21 protein-coding genes and 2 pseudogenes are annotated in these 17,461 nt (G+C 70.5%); 13 read left to right on the top strand and 10 right to left on the bottom strand.

Going from position 1 to position 17,461, the window contains the following annotated elements; all coding sequences use genetic code 11:
• Positions 1 to 13: 13 nt before the first annotated feature.
• On the top strand, positions 14 to 157 hold the full coding sequence (locus tag OG223_RS41255; RefSeq protein WP_329260425.1) for a hypothetical protein: 144 nt from the start codon (positions 14 to 16) through the stop codon (positions 155 to 157).
• Positions 154 to 315 (top strand): hypothetical protein, encoded by a 162-nt coding sequence (locus OG223_RS41250; RefSeq protein WP_329260422.1) that lies wholly within the window; start codon positions 154 to 156, stop codon positions 313 to 315. The genes OG223_RS41255 and OG223_RS41250 overlap by 4 nt, the downstream gene beginning before the upstream one ends.
• Before the next feature lie 257 nt (positions 316 to 572).
• Here the strand turns inward: OG223_RS41250 and OG223_RS41245 are convergent, their stop codons facing one another.
• Entirely contained in the window at positions 573 to 1,019 is a 447-nt protein-coding gene (locus tag OG223_RS41245; protein WP_329260419.1) for a MarR family winged helix-turn-helix transcriptional regulator, read from the bottom strand.
• 149 nt (positions 1,020 to 1,168) lie between these two features.
• Here OG223_RS41245 and OG223_RS41240 point away from each other — a divergent pair, with 149 nt between their 5' ends.
• From OG223_RS41240 to OG223_RS41215, 6 genes are all read left to right on the top strand, one after another.
• The gene (locus tag OG223_RS41240) at positions 1,169 to 2,143 is read left to right on the top strand and encodes an amidohydrolase family protein (RefSeq protein WP_329260417.1); all 975 of its coding nucleotides are present in this window, start codon (positions 1,169 to 1,171) and stop codon (positions 2,141 to 2,143) included.
• 383 nt (positions 2,144 to 2,526) lie between these two features.
• Positions 2,527 to 3,321, top strand: coding sequence for an RNA polymerase sigma factor SigF (locus OG223_RS41235; RefSeq protein ID WP_329260414.1), 795 nt, complete (start codon positions 2,527 to 2,529; stop codon positions 3,319 to 3,321).
• Between the two features lie 140 nt (positions 3,322 to 3,461).
• Complete coding sequence (locus tag OG223_RS41230; protein ID WP_329260412.1) at positions 3,462 to 3,644, top strand: hypothetical protein; 183 nt, start codon at positions 3,462 to 3,464, stop codon at positions 3,642 to 3,644.
• 255 nt (positions 3,645 to 3,899) lie between these two features.
• Positions 3,900 to 4,592 carry a GAF and ANTAR domain-containing protein gene (locus OG223_RS41225; RefSeq protein WP_329260410.1) on the top strand — a complete coding sequence of 231 codons (693 nt, stop codon included), beginning with the start codon at positions 3,900 to 3,902 and terminating at the stop codon, positions 4,590 to 4,592.
• A 234-nt stretch (positions 4,593 to 4,826) separates the two neighbouring features.
• Positions 4,827 to 5,036 (top strand): hypothetical protein, encoded by a 210-nt coding sequence (locus OG223_RS41220; RefSeq protein WP_329260407.1) that lies wholly within the window; start codon positions 4,827 to 4,829, stop codon positions 5,034 to 5,036.
• Positions 5,037 to 5,119: 83 nt separating this feature from the next.
• On the top strand, positions 5,120 to 5,983 hold the full coding sequence (locus OG223_RS41215) for a SigB/SigF/SigG family RNA polymerase sigma factor (protein WP_329265737.1): 864 nt from the start codon (positions 5,120 to 5,122) through the stop codon (positions 5,981 to 5,983).
• 11 nt (positions 5,984 to 5,994) lie between these two features.
• Here OG223_RS41215 and OG223_RS41210 read toward each other — a convergent pair whose 3' ends face one another.
• Complete coding sequence (locus OG223_RS41210) at positions 5,995 to 6,459, bottom strand: ATP-binding protein (protein ID WP_329260404.1); 465 nt, start codon at positions 6,457 to 6,459, stop codon at positions 5,995 to 5,997.
• 86 nt (positions 6,460 to 6,545) lie between these two features.
• Between OG223_RS41210 and OG223_RS41205 the strand changes: the two genes are divergently transcribed.
• Positions 6,546 to 6,908 carry an STAS domain-containing protein gene (locus OG223_RS41205; RefSeq protein WP_329260402.1) on the top strand — a complete coding sequence of 121 codons (363 nt, stop codon included), beginning with the start codon at positions 6,546 to 6,548 and terminating at the stop codon, positions 6,906 to 6,908.
• Between the two features lie 174 nt (positions 6,909 to 7,082).
• Here OG223_RS41205 and OG223_RS41200 read toward each other — a convergent pair.
• Positions 7,083 to 7,700: pseudogene (locus OG223_RS41200) on the bottom strand (oxidoreductase); the annotation flags it as partial.
• Between the two features lie 119 nt (positions 7,701 to 7,819).
• Here OG223_RS41200 and OG223_RS41195 point away from each other — a divergent pair.
• Both OG223_RS41195 and OG223_RS41190 read left to right on the top strand, forming a co-directional pair.
• Positions 7,820 to 8,191 (top strand): MerR family transcriptional regulator, encoded by a 372-nt coding sequence (locus tag OG223_RS41195; protein WP_329260399.1) that lies wholly within the window; start codon positions 7,820 to 7,822, stop codon positions 8,189 to 8,191.
• 349 nt (positions 8,192 to 8,540) lie between these two features.
• The gene (locus OG223_RS41190; RefSeq protein WP_329260396.1) at positions 8,541 to 9,374 is read left to right on the top strand and encodes a PIG-L family deacetylase; all 834 of its coding nucleotides are present in this window, start codon (positions 8,541 to 8,543) and stop codon (positions 9,372 to 9,374) included.
• A 322-nt stretch (positions 9,375 to 9,696) separates the two neighbouring features.
• Here OG223_RS41190 and OG223_RS41185 read toward each other — a convergent pair whose 3' ends face one another.
• Entirely contained in the window at positions 9,697 to 10,020 is a 324-nt protein-coding gene (locus tag OG223_RS41185; protein ID WP_329260394.1) for a DUF6368 family protein, read from the bottom strand.
• A pseudogene (locus OG223_RS54020) lies at positions 9,980 to 10,240 on the bottom strand (DUF6368 family protein); the annotation flags it as partial. The gene OG223_RS41185 and the pseudogene OG223_RS54020, both read right to left, overlap by 41 nt.
• A gap of 204 nt (positions 10,241 to 10,444) precedes the next feature.
• Between OG223_RS54020 and OG223_RS41180 the strand changes: the two are divergent.
• The gene (locus OG223_RS41180; protein WP_329260391.1) at positions 10,445 to 11,176 is read left to right on the top strand and encodes a hypothetical protein; all 732 of its coding nucleotides are present in this window, start codon (positions 10,445 to 10,447) and stop codon (positions 11,174 to 11,176) included.
• Positions 11,177 to 11,184: 8 nt separating this feature from the next.
• On the opposite strand, the gene OG223_RS41175 is transcribed toward OG223_RS41180, so the two are convergent.
• The 4 genes from OG223_RS41175 to OG223_RS41160 form a co-directional block, all read right to left on the bottom strand.
• Positions 11,185 to 12,444, bottom strand: a complete 1,260-nt coding sequence (locus OG223_RS41175) for a hypothetical protein (protein ID WP_329260389.1) — start codon at positions 12,442 to 12,444, stop codon at positions 11,185 to 11,187.
• Positions 12,441 to 13,664 (bottom strand): glycosyltransferase, encoded by a 1,224-nt coding sequence (locus tag OG223_RS41170; RefSeq protein ID WP_329260387.1) that lies wholly within the window; start codon positions 13,662 to 13,664, stop codon positions 12,441 to 12,443. Before OG223_RS41170 ends, OG223_RS41175 begins: the two co-directional genes overlap by 4 nt.
• Positions 13,665 to 13,776: 112 nt before the next feature.
• Complete coding sequence (locus OG223_RS41165; protein WP_329260386.1) at positions 13,777 to 14,307, bottom strand: hypothetical protein; 531 nt, start codon at positions 14,305 to 14,307, stop codon at positions 13,777 to 13,779.
• A 9-nt stretch (positions 14,308 to 14,316) separates the two neighbouring features.
• The gene (locus tag OG223_RS41160; RefSeq protein ID WP_329260385.1) at positions 14,317 to 14,823 is read right to left on the bottom strand and encodes a SigE family RNA polymerase sigma factor; all 507 of its coding nucleotides are present in this window, start codon (positions 14,821 to 14,823) and stop codon (positions 14,317 to 14,319) included.
• Between the two features lie 228 nt (positions 14,824 to 15,051).
• Between OG223_RS41160 and OG223_RS41155 the strand changes: the two genes are divergently transcribed.
• Positions 15,052 to 15,582, top strand: a complete 531-nt coding sequence (locus OG223_RS41155) for a hypothetical protein (protein ID WP_329260383.1) — start codon at positions 15,052 to 15,054, stop codon at positions 15,580 to 15,582.
• A gap of 42 nt (positions 15,583 to 15,624) precedes the next feature.
• Here OG223_RS41155 and OG223_RS41150 read toward each other — a convergent pair whose 3' ends face one another.
• Positions 15,625 to 17,229, bottom strand: a complete 1,605-nt coding sequence (locus OG223_RS41150; protein WP_329260380.1) for a purple acid phosphatase family protein — start codon at positions 17,227 to 17,229, stop codon at positions 15,625 to 15,627.
• Positions 17,230 to 17,461: the final 232 nt, after the last annotated feature.

Raw genomic sequence — 17,461 nt, 5'->3', positions numbered from 1 at the left:
GCTCGCCCGTTCCGTGAACAACGAGGTCGACGCCGTGCGGCTGTCCGGCGACGACACCCGGGCCGCCGTCGTCTCCGCCCGGACCTACCCCGGGGCCGACACCACCACCGGCGTCGCCGTGAGCGGAGACCGGCTGGCGGAGACCGTCTGCTGGTGACCAACTCCCAGATGGACACGTTCCTTTACGGCGATCCACTGACCAGCCCGGTCTTCACCCTCGCCAGCCTGCCGCTGCGCCGACTCCACACCATCGGTTCGGTGCTGTGCTCGCGGCGGGTGGGCCGCTCGCGGCCCGGTCGGAGATCAGTCCGCTGATCGCTCGCCGGGTCCGGCAGCGGGCCCCGGTGCACCGGCGTATCGGGGCCCACTGCCGGAGTTCGGCGTTGGCGTGCTCGACGCGGATGCGGGCCGAGGACTGCAGGCGGCGGGCCCGCGCGCCGGCCGCACCCCGTATCAATCGCGGGTGAGGTCGTCAGAAGGCCAGGTGGCCTGGACCGCCGCGGCTTCGCCTGCCGCCCGCCGCTTGCCGATCTGGAAAGCCCGGCAGCTCGGATGCGGCACGATCGCCGGATTCATCGGGCCCCGGGGCGGGTTCGGGCGACCAGCCGGGTCTCGATGGTGCGCAGGGTCGAGATCACGGCGTCGATGTCGTCGGAATCGGTCACGGCCTCCTCGAGAAGGCTGCTCCAGACCTCACGCAGTCGTCGCAGGTTCTCCTGCGCCTTCTCGGTGGGATACAGGCGCACCCGCCGCGCATCGTGCTGATCGGTGTCGCGCCGTACCAGGCCCGCCTGCTCCAGGCCCCGTACCGCCCGGCTGAAGTTGCTCGAGATCATCTGGGTGGCTTCGGCGGCCTCGCGGGCCGTCGTGCCCGGGTGGCGGTCGACATAGCGCATCACCGCTCCTTGCAGCGGTGTTCCCGACTCGACCTCGCCCTCCTTCGACGCCCCGATGTGGCGGCCCACCGCCAGGATCCGGTCGGCGAGTTCGAACAGCCGCGAAGCCTGCTCGTCGTCCATGTGCCAGGACCTCCGTCGTCGGCCTCGATTGCTGTCAGTTGACAGCTACTTTAGTCCGGGCGTTAGCTTTGCTGTCAAATGACAGGCATCGGTGGAACGAAGCACCAAGCCACCGGACGTGCCGCCCGCCCGATCGAAGGACGAAGACCATGACCCTCATCGCCATCGAAGAACACTGGGTGACCCCGGGCCTCACATCCGCTCTCAAAGCCCTGCCGCGGCCGGACGAGAGTCTCGCCTTCAACGAGATGGGCGACCACCGGCACCGCCTGGAGGACCTGGGCGAGGAGCGGATCGCCGCGATGGACGCCCAGGGCATCGACATCTCGGTCCTCGCCCTGACCCCGCCCGGAACCCAGCCGCTCTCCCCCGAGCAGGCCCGGCACCTGAGCCGCGCCGCGAACGACACGGCCATCGCGGCCGTCGACAAGAACCCGACGCGGTTCCGGGCGCTTTCGACCCTGCCCATGTCCTCCCCCGAGCACGTCGTCGACGAGCTCGTACGCGCGAAGGGCCTGGGCCACGTCGGCACGATGGTCTACGGCCGCTCCGGCGACCGCTTCCTCGACGACCCGGCCTACGACGAGTTCTTCGCCGCCGCGGCGGAACTCGGCCAGCCGGTCTTCATCCACCCGCAGATCCCCTCGGACGCGGTGCGCGACGCCTCCTACCGAGGCCTCGGCGAGCTGACCGATCTCGGCCTGGCCACCTTCGGATGGGGCTGGCACCTCGACACCGCGACCGCGGCACTCCGACTCATCCTGCGCGGCACCTTCGACCGCCACCCCGCCCTGCAGATAGTGCTCGGCCACTGGGGCGAGATGCTGCTGTTCTGGCTCGACCGGGCCGACAGCCTCTCCCGCCTCGCCGGCCTGCAACGGCCCGTCTCGGACTGCATCCGGACGAACTTCCACATCACCGCCTCCGGCATGCTCAACCCCGCGCTGCTCCACCACGCCCTGTCCGTCACCACCGTCGACCGACTGATCTTCTCCACCGACTACCCGTTCCAGCACCCGACCCAGGACGAGATCAACTCCTTCCTCGGACACTTCACCTCCGACGAGGACCGACAGAAGTTCTCCTCCGCCAACGCGGCGGCGCTCTTCGGCCTCGAACTCTGATCAGGGCGAAACAGCGAGCCTTGCCGATCTGCGGATTGCTCACGCCGAGGTCGAACCGGCGGGCGGCGGCCAGGGCGCCGGCACCGGGCCGGCCTCGCTGTCGTTTCGCGCTGTCGTGCCGAGCACTCGTACACCTCGCAGCCCGCGCCCCGGACCTCACACGGCACAGCAGACACTTCTACGGTCGTCGGGGCGTCGGCCCGCCGTAGGTCTGGTGGGGTGTTTGTCTGGGCGGGTCGGGGGTATGCGCCGAACAGTGCTTCGGACAAGCAGGCACGCCCGTGGGAGCGACGCACCGTCGCACCGGGTGTGCCTGTCCGTATGGCGAGTGCGCTGCCCACGGTGATCGTCCGCCCCCAGAGCAGGGGAAGCCGTGAGACACCATGCCCACTCGTACGAGCACGAAGCAGCATCCGCACGACGACGCCCCCGATACGGCGGAGTCCTTCCGCACCCTCGCCCAGCTCGCCCCCGGCCCGCAGCACGACGCCGTGCGCGAGCGGATCGTGGTCGCGTGGCTGCCGATGGCCGACCGGCTCGCCGGGCGGTTCCGCAACCGGGGCGAGAACTCCGAGGATCTGCGTCAGGTCGCTGCCCTCGGCCTGGTCAAGGCCGTCGACCGGTACGACCCCGAGCGCGGCAACGCGTTCGAGAGCTATGCCGTGCCGACCATCACCGGTGAGATCAAACGGCACTTCCGGGACTACATGTGGACCGTCCATGTGCCGCGCCGGGTGCAGGAGTTGCGCAACCAGGTGCGGCGCGCCGCGCGGGATCTGTCCCAGACCGTCCCGGGGCGTCGGCCCACCGTCGCCGAGATCGCCAAGCAGGCCGGCCTCGGCGAAGGGGACGTCCTGGTCGGGCTGGAGGCCCTGGAGAGCTTCACCGCCCTCTCGCTGGACGCGGAACTGCCCGGCGGCGAGGACGGCTACTCCCTCAGCGACACCCTCGGGTCGCCCGACCCGGCCCTCGACACCGTCGTCGACCGCGAGGCGGTCAAACCCGGCCTCCAGGCGTTGCCGGAGCGGGACCAGGTCATCCTCTACCAGCGGTTCTTCGGCGGCATGACGCAGGCGGCGATCGCCGAGCAGCTCGGTATCTCGCAGATGCACGTCTCCCGTCTGATCAGCCTCTGCTGCGAGCGCCTGCGGGATCAGGTGATGCAGGACGTGGCCTGAGCGGGGCATCCTCCGCCCCGCCTCCTCACGACCGGTTTCCGCTCGGCTTCTGCGGGCACTTCGATTCCCAGGTCGCTGGACGACGTAGCGGAAACACCCAACAAAACATGGCGAGTTGGTCTCGTCGGTGGAGGTGCCCTGTGAAGCGGCGTGCGACGCTCCTCGGCGTGGGCGAGGTCCTGGCGTGGTGGGCCGTACTCGCGCTGCCGTGGCTGGTCTTCATCAGGGCGGTGAACACCCTGGAACTCGTCGTGAGCGCGTCGGCCGCGCTGGTCGGCGCGTTCGCCTCGTGGGGTACGCGGCGAGCGGTGAGCGGGTGGTGAACGGCGGGGCCGTCACCGCGCCGGGCTTGGTGGTCGGCGGATGCGGCAGCCCCCAAAGGGACGCGGGGAACTGCGCGCCCGGCCACGACGGCGCGGCACTGGAACGACGGCATATCGGGGCACTGCCGTTCAGGGCCCCTGCCCGTCTGTTCGCCGGTGTCTCCCGGGCCGGTGTAATTTGCGCGGGGTGAGGCAACTGCCGGGAAGCACACCGAGGCCTCCCCGGCGGCGCCCTCGACTGGAGAGCATCTGGCCATGGACTGGCAGGACTTTGCGCAACGGATGGCGTCGATGGCCGTCGACCTGCTGGGGCAGGAGTCGAGCGACGCGGCACTGCGGCGGATCGTGTCGTCGAGCGTGGAGATCGTCGAGGGCTGCGACTCGGCGGGCATCGTGATCCGGGACAACGACACGATGCGGACGCTGGCCTCGACCGACGGGCTCGCGGCGGAGTCCGACCGTCTTCAGGAACATCTCGGCGAGGGCCCCTGCTTCGACATCACCCGCGCCAAGGGCGGTGCGCATGTGTTCCGGATCGCGGACCTGACCGAGCATCAGCGGCGGTGGCCGCGCTACGCGCCCGCGGCGGGCGAGTTGGGGGTCGGCAGCATGATGACCTTCCTGTTGTTCGCCGACGACGAGGAGTTCGGCGCGCTGAACATGTACGCGCGCCGGCCCGGAGCCTTCACCGAGGTGAGCGAGACCGCCGGGGTACTGCTGGCCTCGCACGCCGCTGTCGCGCTGTCCGGTGCGCGCACGTACGCGCAGATGCACAGCGCGCTCACCACCCGCCATGTCATCGGGGAAGCCATGGGCATCGTCATGGAGCGGTATCACCTCGACGAGGACGGGGCGTTCGCGGTACTTCGCGATCTTTCCCAGAAGCGCAACGTCAAGCTCCGGGCGATCGCTCAGCGGGTGTGCGAGAGCGGCGGCGTCGAAGACTGAGCCCGTGGTCGCCGGGGCGGCTCTTCCGGCACACGGTCCGAACCGGAAGAGCCTGACCATCACACTCCCCCGGGGGACACGGCGACGGCTCCCGGTCGAGTGCCCCCATTTCCGCGACCTACCTGTCGCCGCGGCCTGCCGCGATCAGGTGCCGTCGAGGCGTCTGACCGGATGATTTCGGGGCACTCGGCGGCCGAGGAGTCGCACAACCCCCACGACACACCAGGAGCGACGATGACCCGGCACGAGCACCCGCGGCCCACCCCTCCGTCGCAGGCCCCCGGGGAGAGCGGCGACCCGGAGGCCCGGGACGAGGCAGAGGAAGCGGTTCGTCCGCGTACACCGGACGACGAGGCCCAGGAGCCTTCCGCGTCGGGCAGCGCCGAGCGGCGTCCCTCCGAGCAGAGCACGCGGGCCGCCCCGTCGGACGAATCGGACGAATAGCGCACCCGAACATGCATCCGGCCGGAGGGGGCAGGAGAGGCCCATCCAGCTTTCCAGTCTGAGGCGGCACCGTGACCCTTTCCGTGAATGCCCGCCGAGCGACCGACACCGCGACCGCGGACACCCCCGAAGCGACGGACGACCTGCCCTGGATCGAGGACGCCGGCAAGGTCGCCCCCAAGGACGCGCGTTTACTGTCCAAGCTGTTCCTGGACCGGCTCCGGGTCCTGGAGGAGGGCACCCACGAGTACCAGTACGCGCGCAACACGCTCATCGAGATGAACCTGACGCTGGTGCGCTTCGCCGCCCGCCGCTTCCGCAACCGCGGCAACGGTGACATGGAGGACGTCGTCCAGGTCGGCACGATCGGTCTGATCAAGGCCATCGACCGCTTCGACCTGACGCGCGAGGTCGAGTTCACCTCCTTCGCGATCCCCTACATCGTCGGCGAGATCAAGCGGTTCTTCCGCGACACCACCTGGGCCGTGCACGTCCCGCGCCGCCTCCAGGAACTCCGCGTCGACCTCGCCAAGAGCAAGGAGACGCTCACCACCGAACTGGGCCGCACCCCCACCGTGAAGGAACTCGCCGCCCACCTGGACCTGACCGACGACGAGGTCATCGAGGGCCTCATCGCCGCGAACGGCTATGTCGCGGGCTCCATCGACACCCCGGGCGGCGAGGCCGAGACCGACGACGGCGCACCGAAGTACGCGGACACCATGGGCGACACGGACCCCGCCCTGGAACTGTTCGAGGACCTCCACACGCTCGGCCCGCTGCTCCAGCGGCTCGACGAGCGGGAACGGGCCATCATCGAGATGCGCTTCGGCCAGGAGCTGACCCAGGCCGAGATCGGCCGCGAGCTGCACGTGTCCCAGATGCATGTCTCCCGCCTCCTCTCCCGCACCCTCACCAAGCTCCGCAGCGGACTGCTGACCGGATGAGCCCGCGGATCTCACTCGGCGCCGGGCGGGGAGTCGGCACGGCGTGCCCCGTCGCCCAGGGCGATGCGGGCGGTGACGCTCTTGCCGGTCGCTTCCAGGCGGACCTGGAACGCCTGGACGACGGCCATGACGATCTCCAGGCCGTGCTGACCGACTCGGCGCGGATCCGCCGGCCGGGCGACCAACTGGACACGGGCGGTGTCCCGTACGGTCACCTCCACCGCGTCGTCCGCGATGCGCAGTTCCATCCGCAGCGGGCCGGGGGCGTGCCGGCGGGCGTTGGTGACCAGTTCGCTGACCACCAGTCGCGCGAGGTCCACGACCCGGGCGGAGACGGCCACACCGTGGTCCGTCCCGGCACGGCGGAGAAAGTCCGTCACGAGGTCGCGCGCTTCGCCGATGGAGGTGCCGTCGCCGCTCAGAGCGGCGGCAGTGATCAGGGGGCGAGTGCTCGGCTCGTCGTCGGCAGGCTCCACTCGGTGTCACCTTCGTTCCCGTTGTCCGCCGACGCCTACCCTGCGCGGCGTACCTCATGTTCCCTCCACCCGAATTGATCACGACGGTGACAGACGTACAGCCAGCCCACCCCGACCGCCTGACGGTCAGTCATCTCACCGTCGACGGCATACGGATCGTCGCCCTGCGCGGCGAACTCGACCACACGGCACGCCACTTCGCCGAGGAGGCGCTCATGCCGCCGGTCGGCGACGGGCCACCACGAACCGTCGCCGATCTCACCCACCTGACGTTCATGGACTCCAGCGGCATCAACGCGCTCATCGCCGCCTGTCACGCGGCCATAGCGGCTCAGGGCTGGGTGCGTGTGGCCGGTGCGCAGCCGGCCGTGCTGCGGGTGATCCGGATCGTCGGTGTCGACGCCCTCATTTCCTGCCACCCCACCGTGCGCCAGGCGCTTGAGAAATGACCTCGGCGCAGGTTCCGTAGGCCGCGCCGGTCAGTCCTGACACACACATATGAATATCGAAGGGGGCAGGATCTGGCCGCGTCCTGGATCGGAGAGGTGACCGGATCACATGTCCGAGGTCCGCGCCCATGTGACCGAGCTGTCGAGGAATCGGGCCCGGCAGGGATTCTCCCCGACGGCGAAGCGGATGCGGTGGGCGATCGGGCCGCCGTAGGAATCGGTGCGCAGGTTGGCGTTGGAGGACAGGAACTGGGAGATCAAGTAGCCGTTCGCGCCGTGCAGTTCGACACCGTCGAAGCCGGCGTCGACGGCGCGCCGGGCGGCCTCGGCGTACGAGCGGGCGTGTTCGGGCACCTCGGAGAGGTCCAGGGCGCGCGGGAGGGGCGCGGGCCGCGGCCCCGCGGGCGTGAACACCTCGCCGGTCGCGGCGACGGCGGAGGGTCCGACCGGCTGGAGGCCGGTGGTGTCGGGGTGCGAGACCCGGCCGCCGTGCATGATCTGGGCGAAGACGCGCCCGCCGTTGGCGTGCACGGCGTCGGTGACGGGCCGCCAGGAGGCCACCTGTTCGTCGGTGTACAGCCCCGGGGTGCCCGGGTTGGACTGCCCGACGAGGCTCGGCTGCACCCCCTCGGTGGCGATCAGCCCGGCGCCGGCCCGCTGGGCGTAGTAGACCGCCATGGAAGGGGTGGCCAGACCCCCGGGCGCGGCCCGGACCCGGGTCATCGGGGCCATCACGACCCGGTTGGGCAACTCCAGGGCGCCGAGGCGGTGGCGGTCGAACAGCGTGGTCATGCCGGAACTCCTTCGTACGCGTCGAAGGCCCGGGAAGAGCGGACCCGACCGGTACGCTAAAACCTGACATCAATGTGAGATGCAAGCCTTGGGGCCAGGAGCACGGTCGGGAGGATCGGATGCGGATCGGCGAACTCGCGGCGCGCAGCGGGGTGAGTGTCCGTTCGCTGCGCTACTACGAGGAGCAGGGGCTGCTCGTCAGCACCCGCAGCGGCGGCGGGCAGCGGCACTTCACGGAGGACGACGTCGAGCGGGTCGACTTCATCCAGCGCCTGTACGTGGCCGGGCTCTCCAGCCGCACCATCCTCGAACTGATGCCGTGCCGGGACTCGCCCAGCGACGAGAACTCCGACTCCGCGCTGGACCGCATGGCCACCGAGCGCGACCGGCTCTCCGCCCATATCGAGGACCTGCTGAACACCCGCGACGCGCTCGACGGCCTCATGGCCGCGGCCCGGACCCACCGCGACGCCCGCCGGACGGCGGCATGAAGACGACCGGGCGGCGTGAGGTACTCCGGGATCACGCCTGGCCTGCGTCGCCGCGGCATCCGCAGGCTGATCAGCCTCGGTAACATCATCTGTCCCCCTCCGAAGCCGTGGCGGTCGGCGCCCGCTGTACCTGGTTGGCGTGGAATCGCCCACGCGTGCGAGGTCGATCGGCCGCATCGGGAACAGCCGCTCGGGTCGGCGCGGTTGCCTCGACTGAGAGACCGGCTCCGCACGGGCGGGGAACACGGAGACCGCAAGGCCGTCCGCCCCACCAGGATCCGGGCCTCGGGTCGCGGTACACCCGCCGCGCCACTTGGACCACGACGTATCTCCGCAGAAGGACTCTTTGATGACTGACCGGCCCTTGACGCTCATGGCAGTGCACGCCCACCCCGACGACGAAGCCACCACGACCGGAGGGGTCCTCGCGCAGTACGCGGCGGAAGGCATCCGCACGGTGCTCGTGACCTGTACCGACGGCGCTTGCGGTGACGGACCGGGAGGCGTCAAGCCGGGCGATCCCGGCCACGATCCGGCGGCCGTCGCCCAGATGCGCCGTCAGGAACTCGAGGTGAGCCGCGAGGTCCTGAAGATCAGCGATCTGGAGCTGCTGGACTACGCCGACTCCGGGATGATGGGCTGGCCGAGCAACGACGCCCCCGGATCCTTCTGGCAGACCCCCGTGGAGAAAGGCGCGGCCCGCCTCGCGGACCTCATGCGGCACTACCGGCCCGACGTCGTCGTCACCTACGACGAGAACGGCTTCTACGGCCACCCCGACCACATCCAGGCCCACCGCATCACCATGGCGGCGGTGGAGATGAGCGGGCTGACGCCGAAGGTGTACTGGACCACGATGCCCCGCTCGATGATGCGGCGGTTCGGCGAGATCATCCGCGAGTTCCACCCCGACATGCCGGAGCCGGATCCCGCCGAGGCCGCCGCGATGGCCGAGATGGGCCTCCCCGAGGACGAGATCAGCACCTGGGTGGACACCACCGCGTTCAGCGACCAGAAGTTCGACGCCCTGGCCGCGCACGCCAGCCAGGGCGACAACATCTTCTTCCTCAAGATGGGCAAGGAGAGGTTCGGCGAGCTGATGGGCATCGAGACCTTCGTACGCGTCCAGGACACCACCGGCGCGGCCGTACCCGAGAACGACCTCTTCGCCGGACTGCGCTGACCCACCCGACCGACCGGCCGGGGCGGCGCGAAATGCCCCAACTCCACCTGTCCGCAGGGCAGTTGGCGTCGACAAACCGGCGTATCTCCTGGAGGAGCTGCTCGTCCTCCGGTGTGCCCGACGGCATCGGTCCGTGGGGCGCGGCTTCGACCACATGGAGGTCCGCCGGGAACCCGGCGGAGAAGTCGCCGAAGAGGGGCGAGAGGTAGGGATCGGTCAGGTCGTGGCCGCCCGATCCTGCACGGGCTGTGCACCTACGGCATCACCGGACATCGGCCAACTCCGCCGGAACCCGGGCCCCCTGGAGAGCACGGCCACCCGGCTACCTCAGGAGCCGGAAACTGGGCTGTTCGGTCCACGCTCTGAGGAAAACCGCCGTGCCGTACACAGCGGGCCACGGATCGGTCGTCGTCGCGACGATGCCCGGGAGGCCGGCGACGACCGGGATCTGGTCCTCCCGCAGTCCGGCGTTGACGACGCCGCCGATCACCTCCATGACGGCGGCGGTCAACAGGGCTGTGACGGTGTGGTCGACCGGGCTTGTCGCCGAACGCGATGACGTCGACCGCGTGGGTCGGGGCGAAGCCGATGAGGGACTTCTGGTCGGCTTCGTCGGCGTGTTCGGCCGCGAAGGCGGTCTCGTCACCGATACCGGGCCCCATGAGCGAGACCAGCATCGGCCGGCGCCCGTCGACACCCCCGGTGTCCGTGATGCCGAGGCTCTCCGCCCGCACGGCGAGGTCGTACTCGCCGACCCGTTGCTCCACGAAACGTGCCGACAAGCCGACCAGGAACTCGCGGAGCCGCCGGATCGCGGAGTGGGGTACCGCCGCCGCCAATTCGATCACCAGTACCGGTCCGCTCATGGCGTCGGAGCGTATCCGGCCGAGACTCCCCCGCCCAAGCGAACGCCGGCCAGGTCACCTCCGGCGGCGCGGACCGCCACGCCACGAGGCAGTCGACTCAACAGCGCGCGATGGAGCAGCCGCGCGCCCCTCTCGCACTTCCGCACTCCCTTACCGGGCAGACAAAGCGCTGATACTACGGACTCCTGCACGAGGGGGACGAAAGTGACACACACCGACACAGGCTCCGACGACAACACCACGAACAACGAACCGCAGGGCGAGAGCAGCAGGAACGACAACAGGACCAGGGTCCTGATCGCGTCCATCGGCGGACTGGCGGCCGTCGCCGCCGCAGGCGTCGGAGCCTGGTTGGCTCAGGGCGGTGACGGCCATGGACCGACGACCAGCTCTTCGGTCTCCGCGCCGGTCGAGCCCCGGGCCGAGACCAGCTCCGGGACCCAGGACCCCTGCGATCTGCAACGGCTCGCCGACTCCTGGAATCAGCCGCCGTCCCAGCGCTACAACGAGACGCTCTTCGCGAACCACGACGCACCCCGCGTCTACACCCAGGTCGGCGGCCCCGCCAGGAGCCCCGAGATCAGCGTCAAGGGGCAGATGAGCCTCAACATCCCGGCGGGCCAGGTCCTCTATCTCGTCACCCGGCCCGACCCCGATTCGAAGGACGAGTACGGGCACCCGGGCAGCGGCCGTTTCTATCCCGGCACACCCGTCAGCCCCACGTCCGGCGGCTGCTGGGAGGACGACAACCACTCGGTCGGCTACCCCGGCGTCGAGGGGATCAGCGAGACCTACCTGCTCGTCCTCGTCGGTTCCGACCAGGCCGCGAAGTTCCCGGCCGACCGCAAGGCGCAGGACTGGGACGGATACAGCGCGGACGACTGGCGGACGATCACCAAGATCGACGTCATGAACTTCCACGTCTCGACGGCCTAGCGCCCCGCCTACGGCACCCCCGCCTCGAACAGCACATACCCGCCGTACGACCCCGACGCGACGGCCGCGATCCCCAGCAGCAGGCACAGCGTGGGCAGGCCGAGGGTGCGCAGTCTGACGGCCAGGGGGATGAAGAGGGGGAAGCACGGGAGCAGATAGCGGGAGACGTTGCCGAAGATCTGCTGGCTGCCCAGGACCAGGGCGATGGTGAGCAGCGTGTGGACGAGCAGCACGGCGGGCGGGCGCAGCCGGATCAGGAGGGGGATCAGGAGTGCGGCCAGCAGGACGGTGGCCACGGCGATGACGTCTTCCAAAGGGGACGCGAAGAGGTAGTCGAAGCGGCCGACCGCCATGCTGCTGAAGACGTCGACGGTCTGCTTGCCGTAGTCGAAGCTGTGTGCCCAGGCGCCGCTCTGGAGCTTGAAGTAGCCGCCCAGGTCGCCCATTTCATTGCCGACCCAGAGGACGTAGCCGACCAGGCCGAGCGGTGCGATCGCCATCGCGGTCCATGGGCCGGCGAGGTTCTCCCGGCGACGGTGGAGGGTCTGGAGCGCGGCGACGGTGAGGGCGGCGATGAGTGCCACGGCGGTGGGCCGGCCCAGGCCGGCGGCGAAGGTGAGGACGCCCGCGGTGAGCCAGCGGTCGGTCATGACGGCGTGGCAGGCCCAGACGGCGAGGGCGATGTAGAGGGACTCCGAGTAGGCCGACCACTCCATGCCCGAGCCGGGCCAGACGGCCCACAGTCCGGCCGCCGCGAGTCCGGCCCGTCTGCCCCCGAACCGGACGGTGACGGCGTAGATGCCGAGCGCGGCGGCGAACGACGCGACGACCGAGACCAGCATCCCGGAGCCGTACAGCCCCAGGCCCGTGGTGTCGGAGACGAGCCGCATCGTGGCCGGGTAGAGCGGGAAGAAGGCCGCCGAGTTGCCTTCGAGAGTGATCAGTCCGGTCGCGCCGGGGACGTGAACGAGCGCGGGGTGGTAGCCGTGTGCGGCGATCTGCTGGTACCACCAGCCGTCCCAGGTGGCGAGTACGTCCCAGACGTGGGCGCCGCCGCCGAAGCGCGGGTTCCGCGTCCGGAAGCCGCCGTCGGAGTCCAGCAGGTACATGAAGACGGCGAAGCCGATGAGCTTCAGCACGCCGTACAGGGCGAGCACGGGGCCGTAGTGCCGGGCCGTGCGGCGCACATGCCCGCCGACATCCCTGCCGGAGAAGGGAGTTGTGGTCGTGGAGGAGACGGGCGGGGTCAGGGTCGTCGTGTCGCTCATGCCGCGGGCGCCTCCGCCTCGCGGCGGCGCCCGGTGCGGAACACCCAGGCGCGGAAGAGCAGGAAGCGTACGAGAGTCGCCGCCAGGTTCGCGGCGACCAGGACCCCGACTTCCGTGCCGCGTCCGGGAGTTGACGTCGCGCGGTGCAGGAGTGCCAGTGCGCCGCTGGTGAGGGCCAGGCCGATCGTGAAGACCAGGAGGCCCTGGGCCTGGTGGCGCAGGGCGCCGCTGCGGCCGCGCAGGCCGAAGGTGAGGCGGCGGTTCGCGGCCGTGTTGGCGAGCGCGCAGAGCAGCAGGGCCAGCGCGTTGGCGACCTGTCCTCCCGTCTCGGGGCGCAACGCGACGTACAGCAGGACGTATCCGACGGAGCTCACCGCGCCCACGGCGGCGAAGCGCAGCAGCTGGCCGGCCAGGCCGCCCGAGGGCGAGCGGTCGCCGGCTCGGCGCAGCCCGGCCGTGGGGAGTGTGCCGCGCGCCAACTCCCGTCCCATGCGGGCGATTCCGCGCAGGTCGGCCAGGGCCGTGGACAGCAGGTCGACCCGGCTGTCGGGGTCGTCCACCCAGTCGACCGGTACTTCGTGGATGCGCAGTCCGGCCCGTTCGGCGATCACCAGCAGTTCGGTGTCGAAGAACCACCCCGAGTCCTTCACCAGGGGCAGCAGCCGCTCGGCGACATCACGCCGTACCGCCTTGAAACCGCACTGCGCGTCGGAGAAGCCGACCGCGAGGGTGGAGCGCAACAGAGCGTTGTAGCAACGGGAGATGGCCTCGCGCTTGGGGCCACGCACCACCCGGGAACCGCGGGCCAGGCGGGTTCCGATCGCGAGGTCCGAGTGGCCGGAGATCAGCGGGGCGACCAGCGGGAGGAGCGCGGCCAGGTCGGTCGACAGGTCCACGTCGACGTAGGCGAGCACGGGCGCCCGCGACTCGGACCAGGCCGCGTGCAGCGCCCGGCCCCGCCCCTTCTCGGCGAGCCGCAGCCACGCCAACTCGGGCAGTTCGGCGGCAAGTTGAGCCGCGATGCGCGGGGTCGCGTCCGTGCTGGCGTTGTCCGCGACGGTGATGCGGAACGGGTACGGGAACGTCTCCGACAGGTGGGCGTGCAGTCGCCGTACGCTCGGTTCGAGGTCCTTCTCCTCGTTGAACACGGGGACGACCACGTCCAGGACGGGCTCGCGGTGTTGCGCCGACACCGGTGTGCGGAACGGCAGTTCACTCATCTGCATTGTCACGTTGTGTCCAGGTCTGTGGGCTGCCGCAGGGCATGCGGGCTCGCCTGAGGACGCGGTACCGCGGCCAGGGCTTGCGGATGGGGGGTGGTGGCGGGGCGGGTTACCCGGAGCCCGCCGTGCCCACGGTCGCGGACGATTCCGTCGCCGGCGGTGACGTGGTCGGGCTCGTCGAGCTGTGCTGCCCGGTGGAATCGCCGGCCGTCCCCGTACTCGCGGGCGGCGACGGTGTGTCGGTGGTGGTCGCGGGCGGGTCCGAGGACGTGGCGGTCGAACTCCCGGTCGTGGTCGGCGTGTTGGAGTACCCGGTGGTGTCGGTGGGTGTCGGGCTGGTGGTCGGGCTCGGGGGCGTGTCCGGGGTGCGGCTCGGGGTGGCGGTCGGGAGCGTCGGGCTCATGGCGGGGCGGGGCAGCGGGGCCTGCGGCCTGTTGTCGACCCGGTCGTGGGGCAGCAGGAGGAAGCCGAGGCCGATCCCGGCGACGGCCAGGGCCGAACCGACCGCCTTCCGCGCCGTACGGACCCGGCGCCCGGCCCGCACCCCGGACCGGAGGCGGGTCTGGTGCCTGGGTTCGAAGGGGGTCGTTTCCTGGGTGTCGCGCATCATCCGCGCGAGCTCCCGCTCGAAGTGGTCCATCAACTCCCCCTATCCCACCGGCTCGATGACATCGCCGAGGATCCGGCGCAGCCGCGCCACGCCCCGTGACGCGTGGGACCGGGCGGTGCCGACCGGACACCCCAGCACTTCGGCGACCTGTTTGTCGGGCAGGTCCTGGTAGTAGCGCAGCACCACGGCGGCCCGCTGCGCCGGCGGCAGTTGGGCCAGCGCCGCCTCCAGCCGCGAGCGCTCGGCCACGGCGGCGGACACGTCGTCCACCTCCGCGAGGTCGGGCAGTTGCTCGACCGGGCGCTCACCCCACCAGCGCCGCCGCGCCGAACGGGCCGCCGCCCGCGCCAGGATCGTGCGCACGTACGGCTCCGGTGCCTCCTCCGCGATCCTCGGCCAGGCGAACCAGAGCTTGACCAGGGCCTCCTGGAGCAGGTCCTCGGCACGGTGCCGATCGCCTCCCGCGAGCAGACAGGCCAGATGGAACAACGCCGACCAGCGCGCTGCCACGAACCCGTCGAACCCGTCGGCCCGACTCTGTTCCATCCGTACCGTCCACCGTCCCCGTTCGGGCAAGCCCCTTACACAGAGAGAAAGGCCGTGGACCCCACAGTGCGCTGCACTTCGGTGCTGTGATCCGGGTTACACAGCGTTCCGGGGCGTGGGTGGTCAAGAGTGCGTCATGTGCGATGCCCGGCTGAGAGGGGCGGGGTCGGCAGCCGTATGGGGAGGGCGAACAGGCAGTACGGACGACTCCCGACGAAGGGCACTTCCTTGATCCCGCGACGCATTGTCCTGAGCCTCGTCGCAGGCCTCGCCTCCACGCTGCTGCTGGGGGCGTGCAACTCCTCGGACAGCGCAGCTTCCGGCAGCGCGGGCACGGTGACCGCGTCGGCACCCACGAGCCCCGCGCCGGTCGCCTCGACGCCGGCTGCCACGGCCACGGCGTTCACCGTGTCGGCCAAGACGGTCGAGGGGGTGGGCACCGTGGTCACCGACACCAACGGGATGACCCTCTACCGCTACGACAAGGACGAGTCGGACCCCTCCAAGTGGACGTGCTCCGGTGCGTGCGTGAAGACGTGGATACCGGTGATCGTGCCGGAGTCCGTACAGACGTCGGGAGTGGGGCGGAGCCTCCTCGGCACGGTCCACCGCGACGGCGAGCCGCAACTCACCCTGGCCGGCTGGCCGTTGTACCGCTACGTCGGCGACACGGCGGCCGGCCAGGCGAACGGCCAGGGCAAGGACGGCGCGTGGCACGCCGTGACCCCGACCGGAGAGAAGGCCGCCGCGACGGGCTGACCCTCGGTCCTCGCGGTCGGGGCCGGGGACGACGAGCGGGGCTCAGCGGTGGCCGTCGGAGCGCTTGCGGTGGAGGGTGAAGTTCTCGAACACCGACAGGTCGCCGTTGGGCTTGTTCACGTTGTAGTAGGTCACGTGCATGCGCGTGGTGTCACCCGCGTGCCGGCCGGGGTCGACGGTGAACGCGGCGAAGCCATAGGGGTGTTCGGTGTCCCGGACGCCGACCCAGACCGCCTCCTCCTTGGTGTAGGTGGAGGTGCGCTTGCCGTTGGAGCCGGGGGTCGCCGACACGGACGTGATCACCTTGCCGGTGCCGTCCTTGAAGAAGCTCTGGTTCGTGGTGCCCGAGACGCCACCGCCGCCGAGGATCATGTGCACGGTGCCGAGGCCGGTGTCGATGTCGTCGGTGGCCGTGGAGATGGGGTTCGGGGTCAGCGTCTCGGTGCCGCTGACGACTCCGCGGACGGCCAGCGAGCGCTCGTAGTTGTGCTCGTGGCCGCAGAGCACCAGGTCCACGCCGTACCGGTCGAAGAGGGGGCCGTACTTCTGGCGCAGGCCGAGGTCGGCGCCGTTGGCGTCCGTGGAGCTGACCATGACCTGGTGCATGGCGACGACGATCCAGTCGGTGTCGCGCGAGGCCCGGGCCGCCTTCAACTCCTTCTCCAGGAAGGCGAGTTGGCGGCCGCCGGAGTAGCCGCTGATGTAGACGTCGCCGCCGTCCTGGAGGCAGTTGTCGTCGTTCTGGAGCACGATGACCCGCACCGAGCCGGCCGTGAACGCGTAGTAGAGGCCCGCGAGTTCGGCGTCGGTCTCGGTGGACGGCAGGTCGAAGTAGGTCTGGTAGGCGCCGAGTCCGATCGGGCCGTTGGCCTTCTCGATCTCGTGGTTGCCGGCTGCCGGCATCCAGGGGCGGAAGCGGGCCGAACGGGTGTTGTTGGTGAAGAAGTTGTTCCAGGTGCGCACCCGGTCGACGTCCAGGTTGGCGTAGCAGAGGTCGCCGTTGAGGAGGTGGAAGAGCGGGGCGACCTGCTCGATGCCGGTGACGATGTCCTTCGTCGCGGGCGTGGAGTTCGCGTCGAGCCCGACCGTGCCGTTGGCCGCCCAGGTCACCTGCGGGGCGGACTGGTCGCCGAAGCTGGTGAAGGTGAGCGGCTTCCGGCCACGCGGCGCGGTGCGGAAGGTACCGCTGTCGGGCGTGGCCCCCTCGTGGGTGGCGAGGTAGAGGTAGTCGGTGTCCGGGGAGAGCTTGTTCAGCGCGGCGTGGTGGACGTAGACGGTGCGGCTGGAGGTGCCGTCGACATAGGTGACCGTACGGGCCTTGGCGCTGGAGCCGAAGCCGTGCTCCAGCGTGCCGTAGCGCACGACCGGTCTGGTCACCGGTTTGTCGGTGATCCACGAGACCGTCATCTGGGTGCGCGGGTCCGCCCCGAAGGTGAGGTGCAGGCCCTGGACCGGGGAGGCTCCGGAGGAGTCCGCGGTGAGATGGAGCGCCGGGGCGTCGAGCGGGGCGGCCTGTGCCGTGCCTGCTCCCAGCAAGGGCGTGACGGCGCCGGCGCCGGCCGTACCGAGGAGACCCAGCGCGTGCCGTCGGCTGACCCCTTCGGACGACTTCGCCGGCTCGTCCGGTGTCTCTGTCTGTGCGGTCATGGTGCCCTCCCTGGCGAGCAGTTGAGCTGACAACGTCCGCACCCTGGCGCTTCCCGGCGGCTCCTGAGTGAACAGTGCGTTGCCAGACGGTCGTTGCGAACCGAGGGGCGGGCGCCGGGGCCGATTCTTGCCCCGGGCTTTGCCAGGGACCGCCCCTTCGTTGACACGGGCGGCCGCCCGGCGGGAGTTGAGGAGTCATTTCCGGCCATCGTCGACGCCGCGTCACGGGCGC

The sequence above is a fragment of the Streptomyces sp. NBC_01478 genome (assembly GCF_036227225.1).
Taxonomy (GTDB): Bacteria; Actinomycetota; Actinomycetes; order Streptomycetales; family Streptomycetaceae; genus Streptomyces.
The sequence above is the reverse complement of the archived record's forward strand: the minus strand, read 5'-3'. Positions and strand labels throughout refer to the sequence as shown.